Origin of the sequence: Corynebacterium sp. HMSC066C02, from assembly GCF_001814945.1 — a bacterium.
GTDB classification, from domain to species: domain Bacteria; phylum Actinomycetota; class Actinomycetes; order Mycobacteriales; family Mycobacteriaceae; genus Corynebacterium; species Corynebacterium aurimucosum.
On record NZ_KV818463.1, the window covers coordinates 235,093 to 261,995 of the forward strand.

Consider the following 26,903-nt stretch of genomic DNA (forward strand, 5'->3'; position numbering starts at 1 on the left):
ACCTTAGAGAGCACCAGTCACTAATAAGAGTGGAGGACACTCAATGCACTTTCTCATCACCGGTGCGGGCCCCGTTGGCCGTGCACTATCACGTGAACTCGCAAAAAGAGGGCACACATGCACAATCATGACGCGGCGACAGCCCCAATTCGCCACCAGTGAAAACGTTGATTTCAAGAAGGGCGACGCAACACACAGTGACGCCTACCCAGACCAGATCGACGGCATTGCCCACTGCATCCATGCCCCATATGACGCACAAAAGTGGCGCGACCTACTTATTCCAGCTGAAGAAACCGTGCTGAAGGTAGCCACCCAACGGGGCATCCCCGTCGTCTTTCCCGAATCGATGTATGGGTTCGACCAGACTTACGAGGTGATTTCGCCTGATACTCCCCTCACCCGATCTGGCAATGGCAAACCCGGTGTTCGAGCGACCCTAATCGAGAACCGCTTGGCCTCCCCCTCGCGCACTACCTCGGTAATCGCGGCCGATCTGTACGGACCAGATGCCGGCCCCGGATGCGTTTACCATCAGCTCATCATTGGGAAGAAGCGTCCCCTTGCTCTTTTTAACGCACACGCTAAACACTCGGTCACGTATCTTCCAGACTTTGCACGAGCGTTGGCAGACGCACTTTTAGATGATTCGACACCCCCAATAATTTCCACACCTTGCGCTCCCGCTCTGACTCAAGCTGAGTTTGCTCGACGTGCCGGATGCCAACACTCCCCCATCACTATTCACCCATGGATGCTGAAAGTAGCTGGCGTTGCCAGCACGGACCTCCGAGGACTGAAAGAAATGAGATACCTGTGGGACCGTCCCTCAATTCTTACCGGTGCCACGTCCTCATGGCAGGCGACCCGAACCAACGAGGCTCTAGAGGCTATTTATCAAGCCCAGCTGTCGAAATAACAAATCTCATCACCAGTACCCCTACCGCTCTACCTAAGATTTCTCCAACGTTCTACACTTGGACATCATGAGTGACACTCCCACCGCTTCTTCAGCCCTCACAACACCATATGAGGACCTCCTGCGCCGCGTCCTCGAAGAAGGCGCACCCAAGGGCGACCGCACTGGCACCGGCACCCTCTCCCTGTTCGGTGCCCAACTTCGCTATAACCTGGCGGAGTCTTTTCCCCTGCTGACCACCAAGAAGGTCTACTTCCACGGCGTGATTGGTGAGCTGCTGTGGTTCCTGCGCGGCGACTCCAACGTAAAGTGGCTGCAGGAGAACAAGGTCCGCATCTGGAACGAGTGGGCCGATGAGGACGGTGAGCTGGGCCCTGTCTACGGCGTGCAGTGGCGCTCCTGGCCCACTCCGGATGGCCGGCACATCGACCAGATCCAGGTCGCCCTGGACACGCTCAAGAACAACCCGGACTCGCGCCGCAACCTGGTCTCCGCGTGGAACGTCTCTGAGCTGGACAAGATGGCGCTCATGCCCTGCCACCTGCTGTTCCAGCTTTACGTCGCCGACGGCAAGCTGTCCATGCAGGTCTACCAGCGCTCGGCGGACATGTTCCTCGGCGTTCCCTTCAACTTGGCTTCCTACGCGGCGCTAACTCACATGTTTGCCCAGCAAGCAGGCCTTGAGGTGGGCGAGCTCATCTGGACCGGCGGGGATTGCCACATCTACAACGACCACATCGAGCAAGTTAAGGAGCAGCTCTCCCGTGAGCCTCGCGAGTACCCACAGCTCAAGCTCCACAAGGCGCAGGACATGTTCTCCTATGACTTCGAGGATTTTGAGGTCATCGGCTACGACCCCCACCCCACCATCAAGGCGCAGGTGTCCGTTTAATGCTGGGCGCAATCTGGGCTCAGTCCCTCGACGGGGTCATTGGTGACGGCGTGGTCATGCCCTGGCACGTGCCGGAGGACCTCAAGCACTTCAAAGAGGTCACCATGGGCGCGCCTGTCATCATGGGCCGCAAGACGTGGGAGTCCCTCAACCCCAAGTTCCGCCCGCTGCCGGGCCGGGAGAACATTGTGCTGTCCAGCCGTCAGCCGGGCGAATGGTCCGCGGGTGCCACCGTGGTGGACAACCTCGACGCCGCACTTGACGCCACGCTTGACGACGCCTGGATCATCGGCGGCGGCCAGCTCTACAGCTCCGCCCTCGACCGCGTGGATACAATCGAGCTCACCCTCATGGGTGTGCAGGTGGGCGATGCCTACGGAGCAGATGCCGTACTGGCCCCGAAAGTGCCGGAGGAATTCAGCCTATCTGCCGATAGCGACTGGCTGACCTCAGCCTCGGGCCACCTCACCATCCCCGGGCAGCCGCCGAGCGAGCTGCCCATGAAATATCGATTCCTCACCTATGACAGAAAGGCTGCCGCATAATGAGCACCAACGTTGCCACTCCCGAAACCACTGAGCACGTCACCATCTTCTTCGCTGACTGGTGCCCGTTCTGTGCAAAGCTGATCAAAAATCTGGATCGCACCGAAACCCCATACGAGCTCGTCGACGTCGAAGCGGATTCCCCCGACACCGCCGACATCAACGCATGGATTGAATCCGTCAACGACGGCAATCGCATCGTGCCCACCGTCCTCTACTCCGACGGCACCCACGCCACCAACCCTTCCGCCAGCGAGGTCCGCGCCAAGTACGCGGAGCTGGCCGGCGAATAAACGAAAGGCGACGCATTTAACGCCGCCCTAAGCAGGGCTGCTAGTCTTACCTAGGTGCGCAACGCACCCCCTGCCCCAGTAGCTCAGGGGATAGAGCACGGCTCTCCTAAAGCCGGTGTCGGAGGTTCGAATCCTCTCTGGGGCACGCTGTGAAGTCTCGAGACATCGTTCCGGTCGGTGTCTCGAAATTTTTTGTTTTTAGTTGCCCCGTTGGGGTTGAGTTCGTTGTCTTTCTTGTTGTAATAGATCTTTTCCTCGGTGCGTGTGTAGGCGGCGATTTGTGCCCCGGTGGCGGTTATTTTGATGTCGACGTGGTTGTCGACGCAGACCATGGTGATGGGTTCTCCGCCCCATCGGCGTCCGATGTAGAGGCGGCGTAGTTTGTCGCCCCATCGCAGTGCTGTCTTGCCGTTCGTGCCTACTTTGTCGGTGCGTAGTCGGTAGTCGTGCTCTGGTTTGATGTCCGCTTATCTGCATTCGCCCCCATTAAGGGTGAACCTTCAGATCAATACTAGAAATAGTTTATAAACAGTATTATATGTATTAGGCAAGCCTTACCTTGCCTGATTTTCATGAATCGAGGTTTACTATGACCAAACAGTCCTCTACGCCCGCACGGAGTACAAGCTCATCCAGTGGGTCGACGGCACGTTTAAACACCAGAGATCTCATCAACGCTGGCATCTTTGCTGCACTTTACTTTGTAATCACCTTTATAAGCGGAATGATTGGATTCGCAGGACCACAATTCATGTTTATTGGATGGTTTATCGCGGCAATCGCAAACGGAATCGTGCTAGCGCTTTATGCCGTCCGCACGTCCAAAATGGGTGCTTTCACCCTCGTCGGTGGTATTAACGGATTAGCATTCATGCTCACCGGACACTACTTCTGGACCTTGCTGGGAAGCATAATTCTTGGGTTTATCGCAGATTTGATTATTACAAAAAGCCACCTCAGTATTGCCAAGTCCTTCCCTATTGCCTACGGCATCTTCTGTGTCTGGATTTCTTTGCCTTTTATCCCGCTAATTCTGGATACGGACTCATACTACGTCGATATCGCAGACCAAATGGGTCAAGAATACGCCGATGCTATGTCGGATATCTTCCAGCCATGGACCATTGGAGTACTGGCCATTTGTGCGCTCATCGTCGGCTTTATCGGAGGAAAGGTCGGAGTTCGCGTCAGCCGCAAACACTTTGAAAGCGCTGGTCTCCTGTGAGCCTGCAAAAACAGGGCGTGCTTCGTCGATCTTCGATCGATCCACGGACCGTGCTGCTTTCTGTTCTAGTAATCAATGCGGTAGCTCTCAGCCACGGCCACCTACCGACACTGCTGATTTCTATCGCCTTCAGCTCCATCGCACTAGCTACAGTAAAGCCACACTATGGTCTTATTTGCCTGTTCGCTTTTGCATTATCCTATCTAGGGTATTGGGGCCTATTACAGCTTCCTGGCTCCACATTTTTCGCTTTTTCAGCGGCAATTTTTTCGTGGCTAAGCCGTTTTGTCATCAGCATGTCCATCGGCGCATTCGGCTTGCTCACTCTCACACCATCCACGTTGACCTCAGCACTGCGGGACCTGCGTTTACCAGGCTGGGCCACCATTCCACCGGCGGTTTTCCTGCGCGTTTTGCCGATAATCGTGGCAGAAGCCAAAGCGATCCGCGATGCCATGGTCCTTCGGGGTCTCCAGCCTGGAGTAAAAAGCTGGATCACACAGCCCACACAATCGTCCGCGATGCTGATCATCCCCCTATTAGGCGCCGTCGTCCGCGCTGGTGATGAGCTCGCTGCCTCTGCTCTTGTCCGCGGATTGGGAGGCCCCACACGCCCAACCACCACCGCCGATCTTTCCTTCAAGCTTGTCGATGCAACTGCACTAGCTGGGTTGGGCCTCATTGTTGCCTCTGTCTGGCTCCCCACGGAGGTCCACTTATGAACGAACGCAGTATCGCAACCAGTGTAAACGCCCACAACGCTTCTTTTACATATCCATTGGGCGCTCGGCCAGGCATTCAAGGTGTATCTGATGTGTCTTTTTCTGTCTCTCCAGGACAGTGTCTACTGATTACCGGTGATTCCGGATCGGGAAAGTCCACGGTACTCAAGTTGATCAACGGACTCATCCCCCATTTCAATCCAGGAGAGCTACTAGGCGCCATCACTATTATAAAGGATGACCAGGCTTTTAACCCTGCGGAAGAACCGCTGTCCCGAGCCATCGAGTTCAGCGCCTCAGTATTCCAGAATCCAAGGACACAATTTTTCACTGAAAGCGTCAATGCAGAATTGGCCTTCGGGCTAGAAAACCTTGGTGTGGATCCCACAGAAATTGAGTCGAGGATTCAATCAGCGGTCGAGCTACTAGGCATTAACGATCTTCGGGGCCGGCGATTCAAAGAATTATCCGGTGGACAGTTACAAAACGTGGCATGCGCATGCGCGCTTGTGTCCCCGGGCAGTCTCGTGCTTCTCGATGAACCCACGTCCAATCTCTCCATGGAAAGCATCGATATTCTTGCACGCGCGCTACACCGCTTGAAGGAATTAGGCACAACGATCATTATCGCTGATCACCGCCTCTTTTTCTTAAAAGATATCGCTGACCAAGTTATTTACTTGACTCAGGGAAAAATAACGCGGAGTTTCCACGCTCAGGAGTTTTATGCCTTAGACGAACCCGAACGCAAACAATTGGGGCTACGCAGCTTACAGCACGTTCCCCTGCCCGCGAGCGTGCCGGTACCACCCACGCTCGAAAACGCCGATCCCCAGCGGAGCGGACTCGAGTTAAGCAACATCTGTTTTTCTTATGGCACGCATGAGGTGCTAAACATTGACCACGTATTTTTCCCCAGCGGCGAAGTCACCGCCTTAATCGGGCCCAACGGCGCTGGAAAAACCACCCTCGCCAGGATCATTTGTGGTCTTGCTTCTCCCAAACGCGGCGGTAGTCTTCGTTTGAACAGCAAACGAGTAGGAGCGGCTGCCCGCAGACGTACCGCGTACATGGTGATGCAAGATGTTGGCCGCCAGTTATTCGCAGCCACCACCGAAGAAGAAGTAACGCTCGGACTGGCAAAGAAGAAGCGGGACCATATCGATGTCAATGAGATTCTCCATCGCCTCGATCTGGCAGGAATGGCCCAACGGCATCCGCAGTCTCTGTCCGGTGGGCAACGGCAACGCTTAGCCATAGCTTCAGCCCAAGCCAAGCAAGCAGAGGTCTACATCTTCGATGAACCTACCTCTGGCGTGGGCTGGCGCCAACTGCAATCCATCTCTGCGCTCCTTCGATCTCTTGCAGCAAGCGGAGCAGTGGTCATCGTCATCACCCATGACCACGAATTCATCCAAGAATCAGTCACCAGAATCATCGATATGACTGACATCAACAAGAATTGAGAAAGTAATGTCTGAAGTAAAACAAAGTTCCACAGAATCAAGCGGAACCCACGCACCAGAATCACACGGTGCGTCACCGGAAGAAGAGGCTCGCGCAAAACTAAAAGCCGGGCAGGTCGCTCTAAAAAAGCTACTGGCCCCAGTGCAAACAACCATCTACTTCGCACAGTTTCTCTCGCTTATATCCTCGGTACTGGCCGTAGCACCCTACGTCGCGTTGGTGGCACTGGGAAATGCTCTAATCGACGGCAATACTGATGACGTCGCGTCCATTGTGAAATGGCTACTTGCTGCATTTTTGGGACAGCTATTCTTCTATTTCCTTGCCCTTGCGATCACCCACTTCGCTGATGCAAAGCTGGTGGGGATTAACCGGCGCCGAATTATTACCGCTATTGCGAAAGCACCACTCTCGTGGTTTAGCCAGACTAATTCCGGCAAAGTCCGCAAAGCCGTCGAGGACGATACGTTAACTCTGCACACCCTGACAGCCCATGCTCCTGTAGAGAAGGTCGCCGCGATCTTTACGCCCCTCGCGCTTCTGGTTTATGCCTTTATCTTGGATTGGCGCCTTGGTCTACTTTCTATTGCCACTGTGCCCATTTTCCTAGCAATCCAAGCGTATTCAATGAAAGATATGGGCACAAAAACTGCGGAAATGGATAATTATCTGGGTGAGGTCTCTGCGACTGCGGTGGAGTTCTCCGAAGGTATTTCCGTCGTCAAGGCTTTCGGCACCGTTGGCAAAGCCCACGCTCGATATCGCGAAGCTGCCCAAAAATTCGCGGAATTCTATTACGAGTGGGTACGTCCGCTTCTGCGTGTTTCCGCAATCTCAGAGTCTGTGGTGGCGGTTCCTGTCCTCATCCTTATCAATGTAGGAGCCGGTTCCCTGCTGATAGCTGGTGGCTATGTCACGGTCGCTGAAGTCATCGCAACAACGTTAATTGCGCTGGTGATACCGGGCACGATTCAAACCGTCGGCCAAATGATGTGGTCTTACCAGCTCGCTGGCAATGCGGCGTTGCGCCTTGATGAAGTCATGACAATTTCCCATGTGAAAGAAGGCCAAAAGAGCCTCGATGCCAGTAGTCAAGACATGGAGGTGGAGTTCCATAAGGTCAGCTTTAGCTACGCCCCAGACAAACCAGTCCTCCAAGACTTTTCTGCGCAACTAAATGCAGGCACTGTCACGGCATTGATTGGCCCCTCCGGGTCTGGCAAATCCACAGCAGCAACGATGCTGGCGCGTTTCCAGGATCCAGATTCGGGCACAATCACTATCAACAACGTGGATATCCGTGATCTCACTTTCGACAGTTTGTACCGCATTGTGGCTTTCGTCTTACAAGATCCTCACTTACTGCGTATGAGTATTCGGGAAAACATTCGCCTTGCACGCCCAGAAGCCCGCGATGAAGAGATCTGGCAAGCCGCAGAGGCTGCGCACATAGCTGCTGATATTCGCGCTTTACCGGCTGGGCTCGACACCGTTGTTGGTGAAGACACCTCTTTATCCGGTGGACAACAGCAACGCATTTCTATTGCCCGGGCAATCATTACCAATGCCCCAATCTTGATCCTGGATGAAGCTACTGCGGCAACTGATCCTGACTGCGAAGCAGAAATTCAAGCAGCTCTAGCCACACTCGTCAGAGGCAAGACCGTCTTAGTCATCGCCCACAAGCCGGAGTCCATCCAAGGAGCAGACCAAATAATCTGCCTCAAGCCTATGAAGGATAATTCTCATGTCTAATGCCACTACGCCTGTTAGTTCGCGTCTTCGTGATCCGCTACTCACTCGCAGTGTCAAAAAGCTGCAAAGTCCTGTAGGCCATAAGCTCAATAAAAGGTATGCTTGTCTATCGCTTATCGTTGGCGTGCTTGATGGCCTCGCCGTTCTCACGCTCGTGCCACTTACAAAGGCACTCGATGGGGATACGACGATCGCACCATGGATGTGGACGCTTTTGGCAATTGCGCTCGTAGCTTTTGCGCTACGATTTTTCGCAACCCTGGCCTCTTACCACACGGCCTTGGATTTCATCCGAGCCGCGCACACGACTGTGGGCGATAAATTAGCAACGCTACCGCTCGGCTGGTTCGTACCGGCTAATACCGGCGGCCTATCTCGCCTCGTTTCAGATCGCTTTATGGTGGCGTCCGAGACCATTGCGCATGTTCAAGGAACGATATACCGCGATAGCGCGGCACTTGTCACCTTGTTAGTAGGAGCGTGTTTCTGGAACCCGAAGCTGGGCTTGGTCCTTCTTATCATCGCACCATTGGCGCTCGTGGTGATGCAGTTGGCTGCATGGATTCGTGAGAAAGCATCGAACCGCGCACTGGGGCCGAGTAAAGAGCTCTCCCAGCGCATCGTAGAATTTGCTAACCGTCAACCAGCCCTGCGCGCGGCAGGACAATCACAAGTTTTTGCGCCACTAGAGCAAGCGCTAGAAATCGACCATAAAGCACGAATACGCGAGCTATGGGTATCCACATTAGCTTTGCTACTCAACGGCATAGTAGTGCAGATCTTCATTGTGGCTCTCATTATGGTCTCCGCGGATCTTGCCGTTGAAGGCGCCCTATCGCCACTAGAAACAATTGCGATCATCGGAATCAGCTTGAGGTTTACCCGCACGCTTGAGCAGCTGGGTTCTTCTTTCGTCGGTTTAGATGCCGGCCGTATCGCGCTTGCAGAAACTGAGCTCATCACCGATGCTCCTTCCCTGCCAGAACCCACTACTCCGCGCCTAGGCGATGGTTCGGGAAATGTAGAGCTGCTTAATGTCACGTTTGGATACGGCGATACACCAGTATTGGTAGATGTCACTTTCCATGCTCGACCAGGCACCGTTACCGCCATTGTCGGTCCTTCTGGCTCCGGAAAGACCACAATTGCGCGCCTTATTTCGCGATTCTGGGATGTAGATTCCGGGGCGGTGATGGTTGACGGCGTAGATATCCGCGAGCTTGGAACCGAACAGTTAATGTCCAGGCTGTCCATGGTCTTTCAGGACGTTTACCTCTTCGACGACTCGTTAATCGCTAATATCCGCGTTGGTCGTCCCGACGCCTCCGATGAGGAAGTCTTCCGCGCAGCTGATCTTTCAGGCGTGACTTCTATTGCCAACCGCCTAGGGTGGCATACTCCTGTTGGTGAAGGCGGTCGGCTTCTATCCGGTGGTGAACGCCAGCGCGTATCTGTAGCTCGCGCGCTTCTCAAGCAAGCGCCGATTGTACTCTTTGATGAGGCTACCTCCGCACTCGATGCAGAAAATGAGGCAAACATTCTTGCTGCGATGGACGAGCTACGGGAGCAATCTACTTTTATTGTCATCGCCCATAAGCTGGATACAATCAAATCTGCTGATCAAATCGTAGTCTTGGATGAACACGGGCAAGTCAGCCAGCTGGGCACGCATTCTGAGCTTTCCGATGTCCCCGGTATCTACCGTCACTTCTGGCAGCAACGCAAAGCAGCACGCGGGTGGAAAATCAGTTCGGGACGCGATTAACGCGGGCACCGAGATCGGCGTTGTTTGCGGGGGCACCCTTCTCCCCCGCAGCACGGAGCACCCTAAGTGCACCGACAAAGCTCAGAGCGAAGAATGCGGTAGCGGCTACGAGCGACCACTGCGCGGCGTTGGCCATGCCTTCGCCAGTTTGTTGTTCATGATCGTTCTCCTTAATCTTCAGTTCCTTGCGCACGGGCAAGCACATGCTGCCCTAGCGATTTCAGGCCCACGAAGCACTGTGAAGCCGAATCAGTCAAGCGACCTTTCTAACAAATAGAGGCCGCTGCGAAACGTGCCAACACAATAGAAAACCCCCGCCTCAATGTGAGTCGGGGGACGGAGGTTCGTGGGCTGAGCGCTAGTTCAGGCCCGGAATCTTCGGCAGCGGAGGCTGCGGGATGTTCAGGCCAAAGACGCGGTTGATGGTGGGGATGAGGCCATAGGCCGCGCCGCCGAGGACTGCGATGACAGCGACGATGGGCAGGATGACCTTCGCACCACGGCTGGAGCCGGCGAAGAAGGCCTGGCCCATGTCGTCGATGGAAGGTTCATTCGTGTCGGTTGGATCCGTCGGCTGGGACGGCGTGTTGTCGTCCTCGGACGGGTCCTTCTGGACGGCCGGGCGGGCGGTGAGCCACTCGTCGGAGTCCAGAACGCCCTGGGTCAGGCGGGTCTCACCAATCCAGCCGTACCACGGGTCCTGCGGCTTGCGGTTATCAAAGCCAGCGCCCATGACCCACTGCAGGTCGCGCGGGAGGAGGCCCTCGGCACCCTTGGCGTTGCGCAGGATCGGTGCACCGTTGATGAACATCTCCACGGTGTCGGAATCCGGCTTGTTCACCACGGCGATGTGCATCCACTCATCGGTGGGCACCTCGTGGGACCACACGGTCGAGCCTTCGCCTTCCTTGGGCTCTGCCCACCAGCGCAGCTCACGCAGGTTGGAGATGCCGAACATGACGGTGGGGTCGGTGTCCTCGGAGCCGTCGACAAGCTCAGCGATGCTGGAGTCGCGGGAGAGCGCACTGCCCCAGCCGTGCTCAGAGCCGTTGAAATCCTTCGGGATCTTCACGAAGGACTCGAAGGTGTAGCCCGCGGAGGTATCGACCTTGTTGATCTCAGCGCCTTCCTTGGAACGGAACTCCGCCATCGCGGCCTTGCCGGCTGGGTCGGACCAGTAGAGGGAGCCAGAATCAGAGGACAGCGGGTGGTGGTCCTTGGTGTAGGTGATGCGCTCGCCCGTGTTGGAAGGACCACCCTCGCGAACGAGGTCGCCGGCACCGTCGGCGCCGAAGGCATCCGGAATGATGGCGCCTTCGGTGGCCACGTCACCGTCGGCAAGCTGCTTGCCTTCCTTATCCTTGGTCTGGCCCGGGCGCCAGTGGAAGACGGTCTTGTCGGATTTCACGAAGTCGTTCGGCCCCTCCGGAAGCTGATCCTTCGGGATGGTGTACGGGGTGTAGCCTTCCTCAGCGATGTCGCGGGCCTTCTGGCCAAGGTCCGGGTCATTCTCATCGCCGATGGACCAGTCTGGGGCGAAGTCAGCGAAGCGCTCCTTGAAGTTGAGCGTCACGTGGTAGCTATCGCCCTTGCCATCGAGGATGAGCTTGTCGAACTGCGTGAGCTCCTTTGCCGGCTTCTGCGCGACCCACGGGGACAGGGCGGTCATCTCCAGTTCGTTGCCGGAGAGGTCGAACTCAAGCACGCCGAGCAGGCCATTGCCGCCCTGGTAGGCCATCTGGTAGTCCTGCAGGATGCCGATGACCTCGTGGCCGGCATCATTCTTGTCCACGCGGTAGCCCGCGCCGTGGTGGTGGCCGCCCATGGTAAGGAAGATCTGGTCGTTCTTCTTAATGAACTTGTCCCACAGGCCCTGGCCGTAGTCATCGGAGTAGAAGACCTCGCCAGCACCATCGATGTTGAGCACCTCGTGGCTGGTGAGGATGACCGGGAGGTCTGGGTGAGCATCGAGAACGCCCTGGGCCCACTCGAGCGCTTCGTCATCCGCGCGCCAGGCCAGTGCCAAGACCAGGTACTTCTGCCCCTCAGCCTCAAAAATGTGGTACTCAGAGTCGTTGTTGACTGCGGTGTGGCGCTCCTGGAAAGTCTCCGGGTTAGCAGCCTCGGCGCGCCCGGCGCTGAAGTAGTCGTTGTAGGGATGCGCTGAACCATCCTGAATCATATCGTGGTTGCCCGGCAGGATGGAGTAGTTCAGGTCGGAACCGTCGAGGACCTCCATGGCCTCATCGGCGACCTTCCACTCCCCCTCGACGTCCGCCTGGTCCACCACGTCACCGAGGTGGGTAGCGAAGTCCATGTTGAGCGCCTGCTGGTTCTTCACCAGCCACTCGGTCTGCGCCTTAAAAGGCTCGCTACCGTAGCGCGCCTGGGCCAGGTTGCCAGTTTCCGGGGTGGAATAACGGGAGTAGAACTGGGTATCCGGCAGCACGCCGATGCTAAAGCGCGATCCCAAATCCCCTGTCGGTTCGGCAGCGGAGGCAGGGGCAACGAGGAACGTACCGGCCACCGAAGCGGTGACCACGGTGCCGAGCAGGCGGCGAGACGTCATAGATCTTCCAATCACAGTGAATACAACCAAAAGAGACACCAGAAATGTATTCTCCACAGCTTGCGCTCACGTAACTACTGCGTGAACGCACGTTTAAATGATTACTCGCCGCTAGGATGAACGCTCATGAGCAACATCACGAAGAAGTATGACGTCGACGTCACCCGCGTAGATACCGGCCACTACCGCGCCACGAATGCTGCAGGGGCCAGCCTCGAGTTTGGCCAGGGCGAGGGACTGTTGAGCCCGGTGGAGCTGTTGCTCGCCGCCGTGGCGGGCTGCTCGGCCGTCGACGTCGACGTGGTCACCTCCCGACGCACGGAGCCGGAGCTTTTCGACGTCCACGTGGAAGGCACCCGCGTCAACGAGGACGGCGCCTCAAGGCTGAGCGACGTCGACGTGGAATTCTCCCTCCGCTTCCCTGATACCGACGCCGGCCGCCAAGCCCAGTCCATGGTGGATCGCCTCGTGCGCATCTCCCACGACAAGGACTGCACCGTGTCCCGCACGGTAGAAAACCCCACCAACGTCACGTTCCGCACGACCCAGCCCTAAGGCTGCACGCCTTAAGCGCCTGTGGGGCGCTTTAAGCGAAAGGGTTATCGTCGCGCGAGGGGTTCTCCTCCCACGATTCGGCGAAGGGGTTGTCCATGGTTTCCTGCATAGTGTGGGAGTCATCCCCGAAGGGGTTGCGCCCAGCATCGCTGCGAAGGCGGCAGTAGCGCTCCAGGTCCGCCTGTGCCATATAGCCCAGCTCTTCGCCGTCCACCACGAGCCAGGGAAGCGGGTTCGGATCCACCATGCGGCGCGGCTGCCCTTGGTGTGGCGAGGACAACATGGTGCGGATATCCGTCCGCGCTTGGTCTAGTTCCCCGAGGTCTTTCGGGCTCATTGAGGTTTTTATGGTCTTGCCGCCGCCGGTTCCAACCACCTCTGCCTTGAGCATGCTAAAAGAAAAGACTCCTGAAGGAATCGAGGGATTGCGCATGTCCACCTTGTCGAAGGCAAGGACATCGTCATCGTCAAAAACCAGAATGAGCCCTTGCGGGGTGATATACACCCAGGCCTCGTGCTGCATGTCAACGTCTACCCGGTAAAACCCGATGATCGGCTCGTCCGGCTCCAACAAACCATAGGCGTTGAGTTGCATCGTTCCCACGCCACCGCACTGCGCAAAGCCGTGATCCCACAGGTATTTCACCTGCCCTTGCAGCAACACTTCCCACAAGCCACGAATGAAGTCAGACAGGAGAGCCCCGTATTTATTGGCTAGCGGCTTGTGGATGCGCAAGTAGCCCGAGCGGATCTCAAACACGATTGGGTACGTCAGGGGCAGTGATTCGACGAAGGCCTCATCGATGTGCAGGCGGTCATTATTCGCCTCGATGAATTCTTCCGCGGGGAAAAGATGCTCCACCACGAGGGTGTTTCCTTCTTCACGGGTATCGAGGATCCACTGAGAGTTCCGACGGCAGTTCTCGATGTAGCCCTGAAGCGCCGCTTGCACCTCAGCATCGCTGAACTGCTGGTGGTTCAGCCGGAACACGCTGTCGCCCTGAATGAAACGCATTCTCAGCTCTTCAGTCATACTTATTCCTCCGTCTTTGGGTGCTCAGTGGTGAAATTTTAGACCATTGTGACTAAAGTTATCCCAGATACTTTCTTTGCGTTCGCCTTCATCGTCGCACTCAGCCCTCTAGGAGAACTCCACTATGTCTCTGTCCCGCCGTTCACTTATCAAAGCTGGCGCTCTCGCGCTGACCGCCGGCGCCATAGGCAGCCAAGCACCTGCCGCCCTCGCTGTGGGCCCAGCTGTGGGCACCATCATTGACTTCTCAGCCGGTGTCCCTTCTGCGCGCGCGATCAAGGCCGCAGGCCACCTTGGCGCCATCCGCTATGTTTCCCAGCGTCGCCCCGGCGCCGACTGGATGAAGGGCAAGCCGGTCACGCTGGCGGAGACGAAGGCCAACGCTGCTGCCGGTCTGAAGACCGCCTCCATCTACCAGTTCGGACGCGCCGACACCGCCGACTGGCTCAACGGCGCTGCGGGCGCTGCGGTCCACGCCCCGCAGGCCATCGCCATCCACAAGGCCGCTGGTGGGCCGACGGGCCGCCCGATCTACATCGCGATCGATGACAACCCCACCCGCGCTCAGTATGAGAACAAAATCCGCCCTTACCTCAAGGCCTTCTCGACGGCGCTGAGCGCCGCTGGCTACCAGACCGGCGTATACGGCAATTACAACGTCATCGACTGGTGCGTCAACGACCGCATTGGCCAGTTCTACTGGATGCACGATTGGGGCTCGGGCGGCAAGATTCACCCGCGCACCACCATCCACCAGAAGGCAAAGAACCAGGCCACCATCGACGGCGTGACCTGCGATATTAACACCGTCTATGCCAATGACTGGGGCCAGTGGACCCCGGGCCAAGGCGCGGTGACGCCGCCCAAGGTCAAGGACATCCCGGCCGTGCCGGACAACGTCTCGCTGCCCAACATCACCCTGCCGGATCCCACTGGTCGAGGCTCCAGTGTGAGCAGTGATGGCATCACCATTGCTGGTTCTTCCATCAGCAATGACCAAGTGCGCGGCGCGGTGGATATCCTCAACACCGTGCGCCAATCCATGGGCTAATAGCCATCCCGGGGCGCGATATTCTAGCGCACCCCGGGGGTCTTCGAGGCCGACGTCTTAGACGTTGGCCGAGAAGACGGTGCAGAGGAAGACGGCTCCGAAGAGGAAGATGTCGCGGCAGCCGATGTCGCTGTCGTGGAGGTCGCAGTGGGCGCAGCGCTGGACGTCGTCAAGCGCGTGGCAACAGCACCAGGATTAGCCAGCGCCTCCTTGTTCAGGTTGTTGCCCTTCACCAGGTTTTTACCGGTGATCTCCTTGCGTACATAAGACGTCAGCTCCTGAGCGCTTCCTTCGATGGACGCAGCCACGACGAAGTTCTCTCCAAAAGACACCGAGGAATGGCGGTCCTTGCTGTCCGACCATCCCCACTTAGAGCCCACGACGTCGCTCAGCTTCGCGGTGCCGTAGTTCTGTTGATATCCGTCGGCCGATACGGCATCGGCGTGTGACATCGCCACCAGCACAGGATGGGTCGGATCATCCTCCATGAGCTGAACAATGAACCTCACAACGTCGTACGTAGAGGTCATGGAATGCCCCCAGTCCTCCCCCGCGGACGTGGACTCCAAGCCATATTCTTTAGCGATGGCATCGATGGATCGCGGATATTTCTCAAAGAGCTGTGCGGCGCTCTCGTCGGAGGAATCAGCAATCATATCCAGTGCTACGTACTTGTCCTCGAAAGACCCGCGTTCCAGCACGTAGGTTGCGATGTAGAGCTTGATCAGGCTCAACGCATAGCGCGGCTGGTGTTCAGTGGTCGAGCCCATGTGCATGCCAGTCTCAATGCGGTAATACGTGATGGCCTTGGACTCATCGCCCTTGAGGAACTGACCTACTGAGTCCGGGACAGCGGCCAGCTGCAACTGGCCTTTCCGATGTGTGATGGGGCCAGGTTTGCGTGCGCTGGTCTGCGCTGAACCGCCAGCCGCGGAGTCTTCTTCGTGCGCTGGCGAGCACGCAACGAGAGAGGCTGCACCGAGTACGCACGCCAGAAGGGCGGCGCCAGCTCGCACTGACGCCGCCCTGTGAGAAGGCTGAGAGTAAAACACGATGTTTGATTCTACTCTCTACCGCCTGAAACGGTGTGATTGAGGCGTTTTAGTGATCCACCGGAGCCTCAACACCCACGCCGGTCAGGGAGCGAACCTCCATCTCGGCGGACAGTTCTTCTAGGTTGTCCGGCGGGGTCATGATGGAAACGATCCAGCCGGCGAAGAAGGCCAGCGGGATGGTGACCAGGCCCGGGGAGGACAGCGGGAAGATGGACCAGTCAGCGTTCGGGAACATCGAGGTCGGGGTACCGGAGACTGCCGGGGACAGGAAGATGAGTACCAAGCAGGAGATAACACCGGTGTACATCGACGCCACGGCACCTGCGGTGTTGAATCGACGCCAGTACAGGGAGTACAGGATGGTCGGCAGGTTGGCGGAGGCAGCCACGGCAAAGGCCAGGGACACCAGGAAGGCAACGTTCTGGGTCATGGCCAGAATGCCCAGGATGATGGAGACAATGCCCAGGACGACCACGGTGATCTGGGAAACGCGAACCTGCTCAGCCTCGGTGGACTCACCGTTGCGGATGACGGAGTGGTAGATATCGTGCGCGATGGAAGCCGAAGCAGTGATGGCGAGGCCGGCGACAACAGCCAGAACGGTAGCGAAGGCCACCGCGGAGATGACCGCCATGAAGATGGAGCCACCGATCTCCAACGCCAGCAGCGGGGCCGCGGAGTTCGCACCGCCCGGTGCGGCGAGGATGCGGTCCGGGCCAACGAGGGCGGCAGCGCCGTAGCCCAGAACCAGGGTCATCAGGTAGAAGGCACCGATGATGACGATGGCCCAGGTAACGGAGCGGCGAGCCTCGGTCGCGGTCGGCACCGTGTAGAAGCGCATGAGAACGTGCGGCAGGCCACCAACACCGAGAACGAGGGCAATACCCAGGGAGATGAAGTCGAGTTTCGTGGTGAGGTTCTTGCCGTACTTCAGCCCCGGCTCCATGATCTGGGAAGCCTCGTAGCCGCCTTCCTTGATTGCTTCGGAATTAGCGTGCATATCAATCGCCTGGGTAAACAGGGCGCTGAAGCCGCCCTTCAGCAAGACAAAGGTGAGGATGCACATGATGACCACACCGGTGACCAGGAGCACGGCCTTGATCATCTGCACGTAGGTCGTGCCCTTCATGCCACCGACAAGAACGTAGACGATCATGAGGATGCCCACGATGCCAACGACGACGGCCTGCCACTTGAAGTCGTGAATATTCAGGAGCACGGCCACGAGGGAGCCCGCGCCGGCCATCTGTGCGATGAGGTAGAACAGCGACACGAACAAGGTCGAGATTGCCGCCGCCACGCGCACCGGGCGCTGCTTGAGACGGAAGGACAGCACGTCCGCCATGGTGAAACGGCCGACGTTGCGCATCGGCTCGGCGACGAGCATCAGAGCAACGAGCCAGGCAACGAAGAAGCCCACTGAGTAAAGGAAGCCATCGTAGCCATTGAGCGCGACGGCACCGACGATGCCCAGGAAGGATGCGGCGGACAGGTAGTCACCGGAGATAGCCAGGCCGTTCTGGCGGCCGGAGAAACTACCGCCACCGGTGTAGAAATCAGAAGCTTCCTTCGTGGACTTACCGGCTTTCAGCACCACGTACATGGTGACGACAAGGAACGCCGCGAAGACTGAAATATTGAGAATCGGATTGCCGGCGGAGGATTCCGCTGCGGCCAAGGTCATGGTCTGCATTGTTTAGCCCTCCAGTTCCTGGCGAATGGCCGCTGCCTGCGGCTCGATGTTCTTATTGGCGTAGTTAACGTAGATATACGTGATGATGAAGGTGGTCAGAAACTGGGCTAGCCCGAAGATGAGGCCAACGTTCCAGCCTCCCCCAAGTTCAATAGCCATGAAGTCTGGCGCAAAAACGGCGGCCAGCACGTAGAGGACGTACCACACAAAGAACGCCACAGTCATGGGGAAGGTGAACTTGCGGTATGTGCCGCGCAGCTTGGCAAACTGCGGGCTGTCACGCATCTCGATGAACTCTTGCGGCGTAGGTTCGCGGCGCGAGTTAATCGAAGCAGGTGCGTCAGTCATGTCGCTCTCCTTACAAGGGGTCTTTTCTCCACAAACCGTGGTGAGAGACAAAGGTAGTGTCTTCAATCACGTTTTGCCTTGCACAGTAAGTTACCTAACCCCTCTTGCAAGGTTGTAAATCCTGCCAAGAAAAGTTAATAACACGCACTTTTACTACCCCCTCCCCCTGCATCTACAAGGCATTTTCAGCTCACCGCTAGCACCCCCACAGGAGAATTCAAAGAGGGAATCTAATTTAGCAAACCGAAACTTCGCAGGATCTTTAACAGATCTTCACTCTCCTCTCCTGCCGATCCCCACCTTCCCAGGCACACAACAAAGCCCGCCTTCAGCACCCCACCCTTCTTCCCAAAACATTGAAGGAAAAAGAGCGCGATGCGGAAGACGGGCTCCATCGCTCACGGGCACGTAACGCACCCCGCAGTGTTCAAGCTTTAGGCGCCAGGAAACTCACGCGGGTCCTTGAACATGCGGCCAAAGCCTTCCTTGCCATCAAGCGCGTCGAGTGCCGCGACATCTTCGGCAGTAAGCTCTACCTCCGCGGCAGCGAAGTTTTCCGCCAGGCGCTCGCGGCGGCTGGACTTCGGAATGACCGAAATTCCCTTGTTCAACAGGTATGCCAGGACAGCTTGGCCAGCAGTAATATTGTGTTTCTCAGCTACTGCCTCAACCTCGGGGTTAGTGAGGACAACACCGCGCGCCAGGGGCGACCAGGCTTCCGTCACGATGTCATGCTTGTCATGGAATCGACGCAGCTCCGACTGCGTAAAGCCCGGGTGCAGCTCCACCTGGTTGAGGACCGGCACGATGCCCGTCTCATCGATCAAAGTTTGCAGAGTCTCTTCATAGAAGTTGGCCACGCCAATCGACGCAATCTGACCCATGCCCTGCATGCGGGCAATCTCCTCGAAGGTCTCCACGTACAACCCGCCCTGTGGCCAGGGCCAGTGGATGAGGTAGAGGTCAAGGTAGTCCAGCTGCAGCTTGTCCAGGGACTCGCGGAAAGCCTGGCCCACTTTGTCCTTGCCATGGTGGTCGTGCCAGACCTTGCTGGTAATAAAGAGCTCATCGCGGGTCACGTCGCCGGCCTTCATAGCGGCGTTGAGCGCCTGGCCCAGCTCTTCTTCATTCTCGTAGAGGGTGGCTGTATCGAAGTGGCGGTAGCCTAGGTCGATGGCTTCGCGCACGGAGCGGACAAGCTCCTCCCCGCGCAGCTTGTAGGTTCCGAGACCCAATAGCGGCATCTCGCGGTCATCATTGAACGTAGTTTGTGGGACACTCATGTCCCCCATTGTGCCGCACTGCCGCGCGCTGCGTAGCAGAAAAGGGCGGTACGGCTCCTTCAGCTCCGACGAAAACGCGCGAAACGCCCTCACCAATGTGTGCCGTGCTCTAATGCGCGGCCGGTCAGGGCGTCGTTTAAAGAGATAAAGAGGGGCTGTGCCCCCTTCCTCCTTTAGGCGCGAATGAGATCGATGACGAAGGTCAGTGTGCGGCCAGACAGCGGGTGTGCGCCACCAGCCGGGCCATAGGCCTTCTCCGGCGGGATGACCAACTTACGGCGGCCGCCAACCTTCATGCCAGGGATTCCTTCCTGCCAGCCGGCGATGAGACCGGTCAGCGGGAATTCGATGGACTGGCCACGGCCCCACGAAGAGTCGAACTCCTGGTTCGTCTCGTAGTCAACACCAACGTAGTGGACCTCAACGAAGCCGCCCGGCTGGGCTTCGGCGCCGTCACCCACCACAATGTCTTCGATGACAAGGTCCTGGGGAGCAGGCTCCGTTGCCGGCTCAATTACGGGCTTTTCCATTGGGGATTATCCTCCTTGGATTACTTTCTTCTTTGCTGGCCGCATACACGTAGGCCGAGCCACAACGTCCTCCAGTATAAACGGAGATGTGGGGCTCGGCCCTAGAAATGCAGCGTATGGGCTATACGCTAAGCCGCGGCGGCCTGTAGACGGCCGCCGTAAAGGCTACCGTTTAGCGCTCGCTACGCGGGGTGACCTTGCGCAGGGTCTCGCCGGTGTAGATCTGGCGCGGGCGGTTGATCTTGGTGTTGAGCTCAAGCTGCTCGCGGTACTGAGCAATCCAGCCCGGCAGGCGGCCGATGGCGAAGAGGACGGTGAAGAAATCCGTCGGGAAGCCCATGGCACGGTAGATGAGGCCGGTGTAGAAGTCCACGTTCGGGTAGAGCTTGCGGGAGACGAAGTAGTCGTCGTTCAGCGCAATCTCCTCGAGCTTCATGGCCAGATCCAGCATCGGGTCGCCGCCCAGGTGATCGATAATCTCGTGAGCGGTGTCCTTGACGATTGCCGCGCGCGGGTCGTAGTTCTTGTACACGCGGTGGCCGAAGCCCATGAGGCGAACGCCCTTTTCCTTGTTCTTCACGCGGTTCATGAAGTCGGTAGCGTCACCACCGTGGTTGTTCTGGATATCCTCAAGCATCTCCAGAACGGCCTGGTTAGCACCGCCGTGCAGCGGGCCAGACAGCGCGTTGATACCACCGGCGATGGCAACGAACAGGTTGGCCTGCGCGGAGCCGATCATGCGGACGGTAGAGGTGGAGCAGTTCTGCTCGTGGTCAGCGTGGAGGATGAGGAGCTTATCCAGGGCCTTGGCCACAACCGGGTCAACCTCGTAGTCCTCGGTCGGGTAACCAAACATCATGCGCAGGAAGTTCTCGCGTGCGTTGAGCTTGTTATCCGGGTACATATAAGGCTTACCCTGCGATGCGCGGTAAGCATAAGCGGCCAGCATCGGCACCTTAGCCAGCAGACGGACGGTAGCCTTGTCCAGCTGCTCCTCATCCAGCGGGTTGAGCTGGTCCTGGTAGTAAGCGGAGAGAATGTTAAGGGAGGAGGCAAGAACGGCCATCGGGTGCGCATCGCGCGGGAAGATGTTGAAGGCCGCCTTAAAGTCCTCATCCAGGAGGGTGTGGTGGCGAATTTCAGTGTTGAACTTCGACAGCTCGTCCTCGGTCGGCAGGTGGCCCTTAATCAGCAGGTAGGACACCTCGTTAAAGGTGGCGTTCTCAGCCAAATCCGCGATGTCATAACCACGGTGGCGGAGAATGCCTTCCTCACCATTAATAAAGGTGATCTTGGACTCGGTGGAACCGGTCGCTGCATAACCCGGGTCGAAGGTCACCAGGCCAGTCTCGTTACGGAGCTTGCCAATGTCGAAGCCGGAGTCACCCTCAGTGGACTGTTTAATGTCCATCTCGTACTCGCCGCCGGGGTACTGCAGTACAACCTTGTTCTTTTCAGAAGCCACGTGTTTTCCTTTCCTCAATGTTCAACGCCGACCACGGCCGGCGCGACAGATCTAAACCTCTTCACACTGTAGCAAAACCTGTGACTCTGCCAACATTGGCAATCCTGGCAAAGTATCTAGTGTGCGAACGAAATTAGGCTACACTGCCCCCATGAGCAACTCAGAACTCGTCCTGCCAGCAGATCTCCTCCCTTCCGACGGCCGTTTTGGCTGCGGGCCTTCCAAGGTCCGCCCAGCCCAAATTGAGGCAATCACCGCCGGTGCCGACACCATCATTGGTACCTCGCACCGCAAGCCAGCCGTCAAGAACCTCGTCGGCTCCATTCGCGAGGGGCTCTCTGAGCTATTTTCCCTACCAGAGGGCTATGAAATTGTTCTCTCCCTTGGCGGCGCTACCGCTTTCTGGGACGCAGCAACCTTCGGACTGATCGAGAAAAAATCCGCCCACCTGAGCTTCGGTGAATTCTCCTCTAAATTTGCTAAAGCCGCTGCCGCTGCCCCGTGGCTCGACACCCCGCTCGTCACCGAAGCCGAGGTCGGCACCGCCCCAGATCCGAAGGCAGCAGCCGCCGAAGGCGCAGACATCATCGCGTGGGCCCACAATGAAACCTCCACGGGTGCGATGGTCCCAGTGACCCGCCCCAATCCGGATAACGCAGAGCAGCTTGTTGTCGTCGACGCCACCTCTGGTGCCGGCGGTCTGCCGGTCAACATGGCTGATGCCGATGTCTATTACTTCTCCCCGCAGAAGTGCTTTGCTTCCGACGGCGGTTTGTGGCTGGCAGCAATGTCCCCGGCAGCCCTCGAACGCATTGAGAAGATCAACTCCTCCGATCGCTTCATCCCGGCCTTCCTCAACCTGCAGACTGCAGTGGACAACTCCCGCAAGAACCAGACCTATAACACCCCGGCTGTAGCCACGCTGCTCATGCTGGAGGAACAGGTCAAGTGGATGAACACCAACGGCGGCCTCGACGGGATGGTCAAGCGCACCACGGAGAACTCTTCCATCCTCTACGACTGGGCAGAGGCCCGCCCGGAGGCCACCCCCTTCGTGGCCGAGCCTTCTGCGCGTTCCCTGGTGGTCGGCACCATTGACTTCGAAGATTCAGTCGACGCCGCTGCGGTCGCCGCAACGCTGCGCGCCAACGGCATTCTCGACGTCGAGCCCTACCGCAAGCTCGGCCGCAACCAGCTGCGCGTGGGCCTGTTCCCGGCGATTGACTCGGCGGACGTCACCAAGCTCACCAAGGCTATCGATTACGTCCTAGACAACCGCTAAGTTTCACTCCTTTTAGTTACGTCACACAACATGCCCCGCTCTCTTGCCAGAGTTCGGGGCATGTTCTGGGTAAAGTGGACTTCATCACATGTCCGCTACCAGGCTAAGGAGCGCCATCATGCGCGAGATTTTCCTCGCACCCAGCGACTCAACTGACACCTCGCTCGTCCTCCGGGCTGAGGATGGTGAGGAATTCTTCCTCGAAGTCACCGACGAGCTTCGCGAGCTTTTCGCTCCCGCCGACTCCGCCGAATCTGAATCCGAGACCGCGGCGGAAGACTCGGCCGCCCAGGATGAGGGCGACGCCACCACAGCAACCGAAGATTCCACCACCGCGCCTGCACAGGCTGAGCGCTCCACCGGTTTGCGCACCGTCATGCCCGCCTCTGGCGGCTCACCTTCCTCCCCACAGAGCCAGCCCGCACCGCAGGCACAAGAAATCCGCCTACGGCCCAATGAGATTCAGTCCCGCATCCGCGCCGGCGCAACTGCCGCGGAGATCGCCGAGGAACTCGGCGTTCCGGAATCCCGCATCGAGCCTTTCGCGCACCCAGTGCTCTTGGAGCGGGCGCGCATCGCGGACGTCGCCAAGCAGGCACACCCCATCCGCGAAGATGGCCCGGCCAAGCTCACCCTGTGGGAGATTCTGGCCACTGCCTTCGCCGCCCGCGGACACTCGCTGTCGGAGGCCACGTGGGATGCCTACCGCCACCAGGGCGAGCCGTGGATCCTGCGCATCACCTGGAAGACTGGGCTATCCGCCAACGAGGCAGAGTGGACCTTCAAGCAGACCATGTCCTCGCCGGCCACGGTGGAGGCACGCAACTCTGTGGCGGCAGACCTGACGGACCCGGACTTCGTCCAGCCGGTGCGTTCGCTAACCTCCGTGGGCCGCGGCGAGCGCTATGACGAAGCCATCGACGGACGCGACTACGCCGAAGAGCGGGAGGTCAACGAGGACGCGCGCGCTGGTACTCCCGGCGTGACGGAACTGTCTTCCTACACCGGCGGCGACAACGCCGGTAACCGAGAAGACGCCGACGGTTACGCCGAGCCTTCCGTGCTCCCCTCCCCGCACGGCGGAGAGCACCCGGCCGAAACCGCAAGCGCTGAGGACTCAGCTCCCGCTGGCGAGGAGTCCGCACCGCAGTCCGAGGAGAAGGAGACGGGAGTGGACGAGGACTTCCTCCAGAACCCGGATCCGGAACCCAAACCCACCAAGCGCCGCCGTAAGGCCGTCACCCCGCACTGGGAGGATGTGTTGCTCGGCGTCCGCTCCTCTACCAAGCGCCCCCGCAATTAGCGAGTAGCCTGCCGTGGATACCCAAAGCGCCGTTCTCACTCTCTGGTACGTCACCGCCGCCGATCCCGCCGAAGTTCTTCGCGGCGAGCCCAAGGCCGACCGCGGCTTCGGCCGCAAGTTCCTTGCTCAACTCAATCCCTCTCTACCCGTCACGCCCATCGGTCAATTCCCCCTCAACCGTTCCGCCGAGCCCGGCGCGAGCGAGTTCTATGTGGGTGGCTATCCGGGTGTGACCGTCGTGCAGACCATCATCCACGATGATCAGCTGATTCTCTCGCAACTCTCCCGCACCCTGCGCGAGGCCGTGCCCGCCACGGAAATTTACGCTTTTGCTTCCAATGCGGAGACCGGCTACGCCGGGTTTGCGCACTGGACGGGCAGCCGCTTGCGGCGCTCCCTGTGCGGAACGCGCTTTAACCTCTACGAGGATCATGGCCTGCCTGAAACCTTCGAGGCCCCTTTCTGGGCCGGGGAGATGGATGAGCCTGCGGGTGGTATCTCCCTGCCCTTCGAGCCACTCACCATCACCGAGGCGGCCCAGGAATTCTGGCTGGGCATTGAGGTGGGCGAAGACGGGCCGGACGTGGACGTCGTGGGCTACGCCACCGACGGCCGCCCTGAGCCCAAGGTCGATACTCCCCCACCCCGCCGAAGCGTAGCCGAGGTGGCCACTACCTCGGTAGCGAAGCTGGGACTTAACGATTATGACGACTACGAGGAGCACGACCTCGAACCGGAATCCACTGGTGAAGAGATCATCCGTACCGCCAAGCACTTAGGCGGGCTGGTGCGCCGCTATGCGGTGTCGACCTCGCGGAGCCTCTGGGAGCGCTGGCGCTCGTAGAAGGCGATGGCTGCCGACGTCGCCACATTAAGGGAATCCGTGCCCTCCGCCATAGGAATGCGGGCGCGCACGTCGGTAGCGCGCATGGCATGCTCAGTCAGACCCGGCCCCTCCGCACCAACCAGCAGAGCCACCTTGTCTGCGCCTGCTAGGGCATCGGCAATATGCACCGCGTCTGGATGAGGGGTCAGCGACACCAGCCGGAAGCCCTTTTCACGCAGCTGCTCTAGACCCCGCTGCCAGGTGGTAAAACCACCGTCGAAGCGCGCCCAGGGCAAGCGCAGAACGTGCCCCATGGACACACGCACCGAGCGGCGGTAGAGCGGATCCGCCGCACCAGAGCCTAAGAGGATGCCATCGACATCCATGCCTGCAGCGTTGCGGAAGAGCGATCCGATATTTTCGTGGTCGCCTACGCCTTCCATGATGGCCAGGGTGCGCGCGCCCTCAACGACCTCGTCCACGGTCCAGGCTTCCGCGCGGTCGGCTGCGGCAACCAGCCCACGGTGCATATCAAAGCCTGTTACTTCCCCCAGAGTCTGGCGGGTTACTTGGTAAACGGGGATATCGCCAACATCGTGGTGTTCCAGGAACGTATCCAACTTCCCCTCAAAACCAATGATGCAGCGCACCGGGAAGCGAGAGGCGAGCAGGCGCTCCACGCACAGTGGGCCCTCACCAAAGACGAAACCCTCGCCGGACTTATCCGCATGCTTGAGATCGCGGATATCGTCCAGGCGAGGGTCTGTGGGGTCATCAATGACAAAACGCATGGCCCTAGTCTAAGCGCCGGGCCAAGCGTTCATCCCAGGCGGGCTATCCCAACAGCGAGCTAATGGGATCCATAGCGAAGTAGACCACGAAGAGAGCAGCCACGAGCCACATGATCCAATGCACCTTCTTAGCCTTCCCGGCGAAGGTCGCCATCAGTGCATAAGCGATGAAGCCCACGCCAATACCGTTGGCGATGGAGTAGGTGAACGGCATAACCACGATGGTGAGGAAGGCCGGGATGGCCTCCTCCATGCGGTTCCACTCGATGTCCTTGAGCTGGGCTGCCATCATCACACCGACGATAACGAGTACGGGGGCTGCGGCCTCAATGGGCACAATCTCGTAGAGCGGGGTGAGGAACATCGCCAGCAGGAAGATGATGCCGGTGACAACGTTAGCCAGGCCGGTGCGGGCACCGTCACCGATACCAGCCGCTGAGTCCGCGAACACGGTGTTGGAGGACACCGAACCGGCACCACCAGCAACGGCACCAAAGCCTTCCACCACCAGGGCCGTCTTCATCTCCGGAAGGTTGCCCTTCTCGTCCACAAGGTTGGCCTGCTTGCCCAAGCCGTTCATGGTGCCCATGGCATCGAAGAAGTTGGTGAGCAGCAGGGTGAAAATGAGCAAGACGGTGGAGACCACACCCAGCTTGGTGAAGGCGCTAATCGGATCCACCTGGCCCACAATCGACAGGTCCGGCAGACCGCCCAGGGAGCTAGGTACCTCCGGGGTGGCCATGCCCCAGTCCTCGGAACCAGTCAGTGCCTGGATGATCATGGCGATGATGGTGGTAATGACGATACCGATGAACAGTCCGCCACGAACCTGGCGGATGACGAAGAAGCTGCACAGAACCAGGCCCACGACGAAGACGAAGGCCGGCCACGTAGCAATCGAGCCGTTGACTCCCAGGCTCACCGGAACAGTGGTCATTGCAGCATCCGGAACGCGGGTGACGAAGTGGCCGTCCACGAAACCGATGAGCGCGATGAACATGCCGATACCCACGCCCATCGCGGCCTTCATGGAGGCGGGGATGGCGTCGAAGACCGCCTGGCGGAAACCGGAGATGGCCAGCAGAACAATGATGAGGCCTTCAATGACGACGAGGCCCATGGCCTCGCGCCATTCCAGGCCGTTGAGGGAAACCATGGTCACGGCCACGAAGGTGTTCATACCCAAGCCCGCAGCCATGGCGAACGGGTAGCGCGCAATCATGCCGAAGGCGATGGTCATGACACCAGCCACCAGGGCGGTGGCGGCAGCAACCTGCGGGATGCCCAGGGTGGTACCGGCGGAGTCGGCGGAGGTACCCAGGATGAGAGGGTTGAGGAGAATGATGTAGGCCATCGCGAAGAACGAGACCACGCCGGCGCGGACCTCGGTTCCTACGGTGGATCCGCGTTCGGAAATCTTGAAATAGCGATCGATAGCTGCGTTCATCGTGAGAGAGCGCCCCTTCTATCTAGAGAAATGAAGTTTTACCTGCTAAGGGTGCTCCATCGAGGCACTAAAACGCAAAACCCGCACGC

The 26,903-nt window shown here is 58.5% G+C and carries 25 protein-coding genes, 1 tRNA gene and 1 pseudogene; 15 read left to right on the forward strand and 12 right to left on the reverse strand.

The annotated features are described in order from the left end of the window. Positions 1 to 43 precede the first annotated feature (43 nt). From HMPREF2996_RS09185 to HMPREF2996_RS09205, 5 genes are all read left to right on the forward strand, one after another. The gene (locus tag HMPREF2996_RS09185; RefSeq protein WP_070731115.1) at positions 44 to 919 is read left to right on the forward strand and encodes an NAD-dependent epimerase/dehydratase family protein; all 876 of its coding nucleotides are present in this window, start codon (positions 44 to 46) and stop codon (positions 917 to 919) included. 67 nt (positions 920 to 986) lie between these two features. Beyond that, entirely contained in the window at positions 987 to 1,811 is an 825-nt protein-coding gene (locus HMPREF2996_RS09190; RefSeq protein WP_070731118.1) for a thymidylate synthase, read from the forward strand. Continuing rightward, positions 1,811 to 2,356 carry a dihydrofolate reductase gene (locus HMPREF2996_RS09195; protein WP_070731121.1) on the forward strand — a complete coding sequence of 182 codons (546 nt, stop codon included), beginning with the start codon at positions 1,811 to 1,813 and terminating at the stop codon, positions 2,354 to 2,356. The genes HMPREF2996_RS09190 and HMPREF2996_RS09195 overlap by 1 nt, the downstream gene beginning before the upstream one ends. Further along, complete coding sequence (locus tag HMPREF2996_RS09200; RefSeq protein WP_070731123.1) at positions 2,356 to 2,649, forward strand: mycoredoxin; 294 nt, start codon at positions 2,356 to 2,358, stop codon at positions 2,647 to 2,649. Before HMPREF2996_RS09195 ends, HMPREF2996_RS09200 begins: the two co-directional genes overlap by 1 nt. A gap of 72 nt (positions 2,650 to 2,721) precedes the next feature. Continuing rightward, positions 2,722 to 2,794, forward strand: a tRNA-Arg gene (locus HMPREF2996_RS09205). Positions 2,795 to 2,837: 43 nt separating this feature from the next. On the opposite strand, the pseudogene HMPREF2996_RS12495 reads toward HMPREF2996_RS09205, so the two are convergent. After that, positions 2,838 to 3,098 (reverse strand): annotated as a pseudogene (locus tag HMPREF2996_RS12495) (IS481 family transposase); the annotation flags it as partial. A 140-nt stretch (positions 3,099 to 3,238) separates the two neighbouring features. Between HMPREF2996_RS12495 and HMPREF2996_RS09215 the strand changes: the two are divergent. The 5 genes from HMPREF2996_RS09215 to HMPREF2996_RS09235 are packed head-to-tail and all read left to right on the forward strand — an operon-like array spanning position 3,239 to position 9,583. Beyond that, positions 3,239 to 3,874 (forward strand): MptD family putative ECF transporter S component, encoded by a 636-nt coding sequence (locus HMPREF2996_RS09215; protein WP_070447309.1) that lies wholly within the window; start codon positions 3,239 to 3,241, stop codon positions 3,872 to 3,874. A gap of 50 nt (positions 3,875 to 3,924) precedes the next feature. Continuing rightward, positions 3,925 to 4,596 (forward strand): energy-coupling factor transporter transmembrane component T family protein, encoded by a 672-nt coding sequence (locus tag HMPREF2996_RS09220; protein WP_246815775.1) that lies wholly within the window; start codon positions 3,925 to 3,927, stop codon positions 4,594 to 4,596. Continuing rightward, positions 4,593 to 6,062 carry an ABC transporter ATP-binding protein gene (locus HMPREF2996_RS09225; protein WP_070731126.1) on the forward strand — a complete coding sequence of 490 codons (1,470 nt, stop codon included), beginning with the start codon at positions 4,593 to 4,595 and terminating at the stop codon, positions 6,060 to 6,062. The genes HMPREF2996_RS09220 and HMPREF2996_RS09225 overlap by 4 nt, the downstream gene beginning before the upstream one ends. 7 nt (positions 6,063 to 6,069) lie before the next feature. Beyond that, positions 6,070 to 7,818 carry an ABC transporter ATP-binding protein gene (locus HMPREF2996_RS09230; protein ID WP_070510464.1) on the forward strand — a complete coding sequence of 583 codons (1,749 nt, stop codon included), beginning with the start codon at positions 6,070 to 6,072 and terminating at the stop codon, positions 7,816 to 7,818. Next, positions 7,811 to 9,583 carry an ABC transporter ATP-binding protein gene (locus HMPREF2996_RS09235; protein WP_070731129.1) on the forward strand — a complete coding sequence of 591 codons (1,773 nt, stop codon included), beginning with the start codon at positions 7,811 to 7,813 and terminating at the stop codon, positions 9,581 to 9,583. The genes HMPREF2996_RS09230 and HMPREF2996_RS09235 overlap by 8 nt, the downstream gene beginning before the upstream one ends. Here the strand turns inward: HMPREF2996_RS09235 and HMPREF2996_RS09240 are convergent. Together HMPREF2996_RS09240 and HMPREF2996_RS09245 are read right to left on the reverse strand one after the other, a co-directional pair. Beyond that, positions 9,564 to 9,776: a hypothetical protein gene (locus tag HMPREF2996_RS09240; RefSeq protein ID WP_070701537.1), complete on the reverse strand. Its 213-nt coding sequence runs from the start codon at positions 9,774 to 9,776 to the stop codon at positions 9,564 to 9,566. The two genes, HMPREF2996_RS09235 and HMPREF2996_RS09240, sit on opposite strands and share 20 nt — an antisense overlap. Before the next feature lie 165 nt (positions 9,777 to 9,941). Continuing rightward, entirely contained in the window at positions 9,942 to 12,152 is a 2,211-nt protein-coding gene (locus tag HMPREF2996_RS09245) for a LamG-like jellyroll fold domain-containing protein (protein ID WP_070731131.1), read from the reverse strand. 126 nt (positions 12,153 to 12,278) lie between these two features. Between HMPREF2996_RS09245 and HMPREF2996_RS09250 the strand changes: the two genes are divergently transcribed. Continuing rightward, the gene (locus tag HMPREF2996_RS09250; protein ID WP_070710651.1) at positions 12,279 to 12,707 is read left to right on the forward strand and encodes an OsmC family protein; all 429 of its coding nucleotides are present in this window, start codon (positions 12,279 to 12,281) and stop codon (positions 12,705 to 12,707) included. A 31-nt stretch (positions 12,708 to 12,738) separates the two neighbouring features. Here the strand turns inward: HMPREF2996_RS09250 and HMPREF2996_RS09255 are convergent, their stop codons facing one another. After that, positions 12,739 to 13,740, reverse strand: a complete 1,002-nt coding sequence (locus HMPREF2996_RS09255) for a hypothetical protein (protein ID WP_070710650.1) — start codon at positions 13,738 to 13,740, stop codon at positions 12,739 to 12,741. Positions 13,741 to 13,864: 124 nt separating this feature from the next. Here HMPREF2996_RS09255 and HMPREF2996_RS09260 point away from each other — a divergent pair, with 124 nt between their 5' ends. Next, positions 13,865 to 14,791 carry a DUF1906 domain-containing protein gene (locus tag HMPREF2996_RS09260; RefSeq protein ID WP_070710649.1) on the forward strand — a complete coding sequence of 309 codons (927 nt, stop codon included), beginning with the start codon at positions 13,865 to 13,867 and terminating at the stop codon, positions 14,789 to 14,791. 23 nt (positions 14,792 to 14,814) lie between these two features. Here the strand turns inward: HMPREF2996_RS09260 and HMPREF2996_RS09265 are convergent, their stop codons facing one another. The 6 genes from HMPREF2996_RS09265 to HMPREF2996_RS09290 all read right to left on the reverse strand — a co-directional run bounded on the left by HMPREF2996_RS09265 (position 14,815) and on the right by HMPREF2996_RS09290 (position 21,165). Further along, positions 14,815 to 15,807, reverse strand: a complete 993-nt coding sequence (locus tag HMPREF2996_RS09265) for a hypothetical protein (protein WP_371441128.1) — start codon at positions 15,805 to 15,807, stop codon at positions 14,815 to 14,817. Positions 15,808 to 15,892: 85 nt separating this feature from the next. Next, positions 15,893 to 17,539: a solute symporter family protein gene (locus tag HMPREF2996_RS09270; protein WP_070645863.1), complete on the reverse strand. Its 1,647-nt coding sequence runs from the start codon at positions 17,537 to 17,539 to the stop codon at positions 15,893 to 15,895. A gap of 3 nt (positions 17,540 to 17,542) precedes the next feature. After that, positions 17,543 to 17,887, reverse strand: coding sequence for a DUF485 domain-containing protein (locus HMPREF2996_RS09275; RefSeq protein ID WP_049154159.1), 345 nt, complete (start codon positions 17,885 to 17,887; stop codon positions 17,543 to 17,545). Between the two features lie 434 nt (positions 17,888 to 18,321). Further along, complete coding sequence (locus tag HMPREF2996_RS09280; RefSeq protein WP_070645861.1) at positions 18,322 to 19,179, reverse strand: aldo/keto reductase; 858 nt, start codon at positions 19,177 to 19,179, stop codon at positions 18,322 to 18,324. 164 nt (positions 19,180 to 19,343) lie between these two features. Then, positions 19,344 to 19,700 (reverse strand): FKBP-type peptidyl-prolyl cis-trans isomerase, encoded by a 357-nt coding sequence (locus tag HMPREF2996_RS09285; RefSeq protein WP_010187736.1) that lies wholly within the window; start codon positions 19,698 to 19,700, stop codon positions 19,344 to 19,346. A gap of 172 nt (positions 19,701 to 19,872) precedes the next feature. Further along, the gene (locus tag HMPREF2996_RS09290; protein ID WP_080975042.1) at positions 19,873 to 21,165 is read right to left on the reverse strand and encodes a citrate synthase; all 1,293 of its coding nucleotides are present in this window, start codon (positions 21,163 to 21,165) and stop codon (positions 19,873 to 19,875) included. A 151-nt stretch (positions 21,166 to 21,316) separates the two neighbouring features. On the opposite strand from HMPREF2996_RS09290, the gene serC reads away from it, so the two are divergent. The 3 genes from serC (at position 21,317) to HMPREF2996_RS09305 (ending at position 24,594) form a co-directional block, all read left to right on the forward strand. Beyond that, positions 21,317 to 22,447 carry a phosphoserine transaminase gene (serC, locus tag HMPREF2996_RS09295; RefSeq protein ID WP_070645859.1) on the forward strand — a complete coding sequence of 377 codons (1,131 nt, stop codon included), beginning with the start codon at positions 21,317 to 21,319 and terminating at the stop codon, positions 22,445 to 22,447. Positions 22,448 to 22,565: 118 nt separating this feature from the next. Beyond that, on the forward strand, positions 22,566 to 23,750 hold the full coding sequence (gene sepH, locus HMPREF2996_RS09300; protein ID WP_070447326.1) for a septation protein SepH: 1,185 nt from the start codon (positions 22,566 to 22,568) through the stop codon (positions 23,748 to 23,750). A gap of 13 nt (positions 23,751 to 23,763) precedes the next feature. Then, a complete protein-coding gene (locus HMPREF2996_RS09305; RefSeq protein ID WP_070447329.1) occupies positions 23,764 to 24,594 on the forward strand; it encodes a DUF6928 family protein in 831 nt (276 codons plus the stop codon). Here HMPREF2996_RS09305 and HMPREF2996_RS09310 read toward each other — a convergent pair. Together HMPREF2996_RS09310 and HMPREF2996_RS09315 are read right to left on the reverse strand one after the other, a co-directional pair. Continuing rightward, the gene (locus tag HMPREF2996_RS09310; protein ID WP_049154150.1) at positions 24,546 to 25,367 is read right to left on the reverse strand and encodes a TrmH family RNA methyltransferase; all 822 of its coding nucleotides are present in this window, start codon (positions 25,365 to 25,367) and stop codon (positions 24,546 to 24,548) included. The two genes, HMPREF2996_RS09305 and HMPREF2996_RS09310, sit on opposite strands and share 49 nt — an antisense overlap. A gap of 43 nt (positions 25,368 to 25,410) precedes the next feature. Then, positions 25,411 to 26,814, reverse strand: a complete 1,404-nt coding sequence (locus HMPREF2996_RS09315; protein ID WP_070645855.1) for an NCS2 family permease — start codon at positions 26,812 to 26,814, stop codon at positions 25,411 to 25,413. Between the last annotated feature and the right edge of the window lie 89 nt (positions 26,815 to 26,903).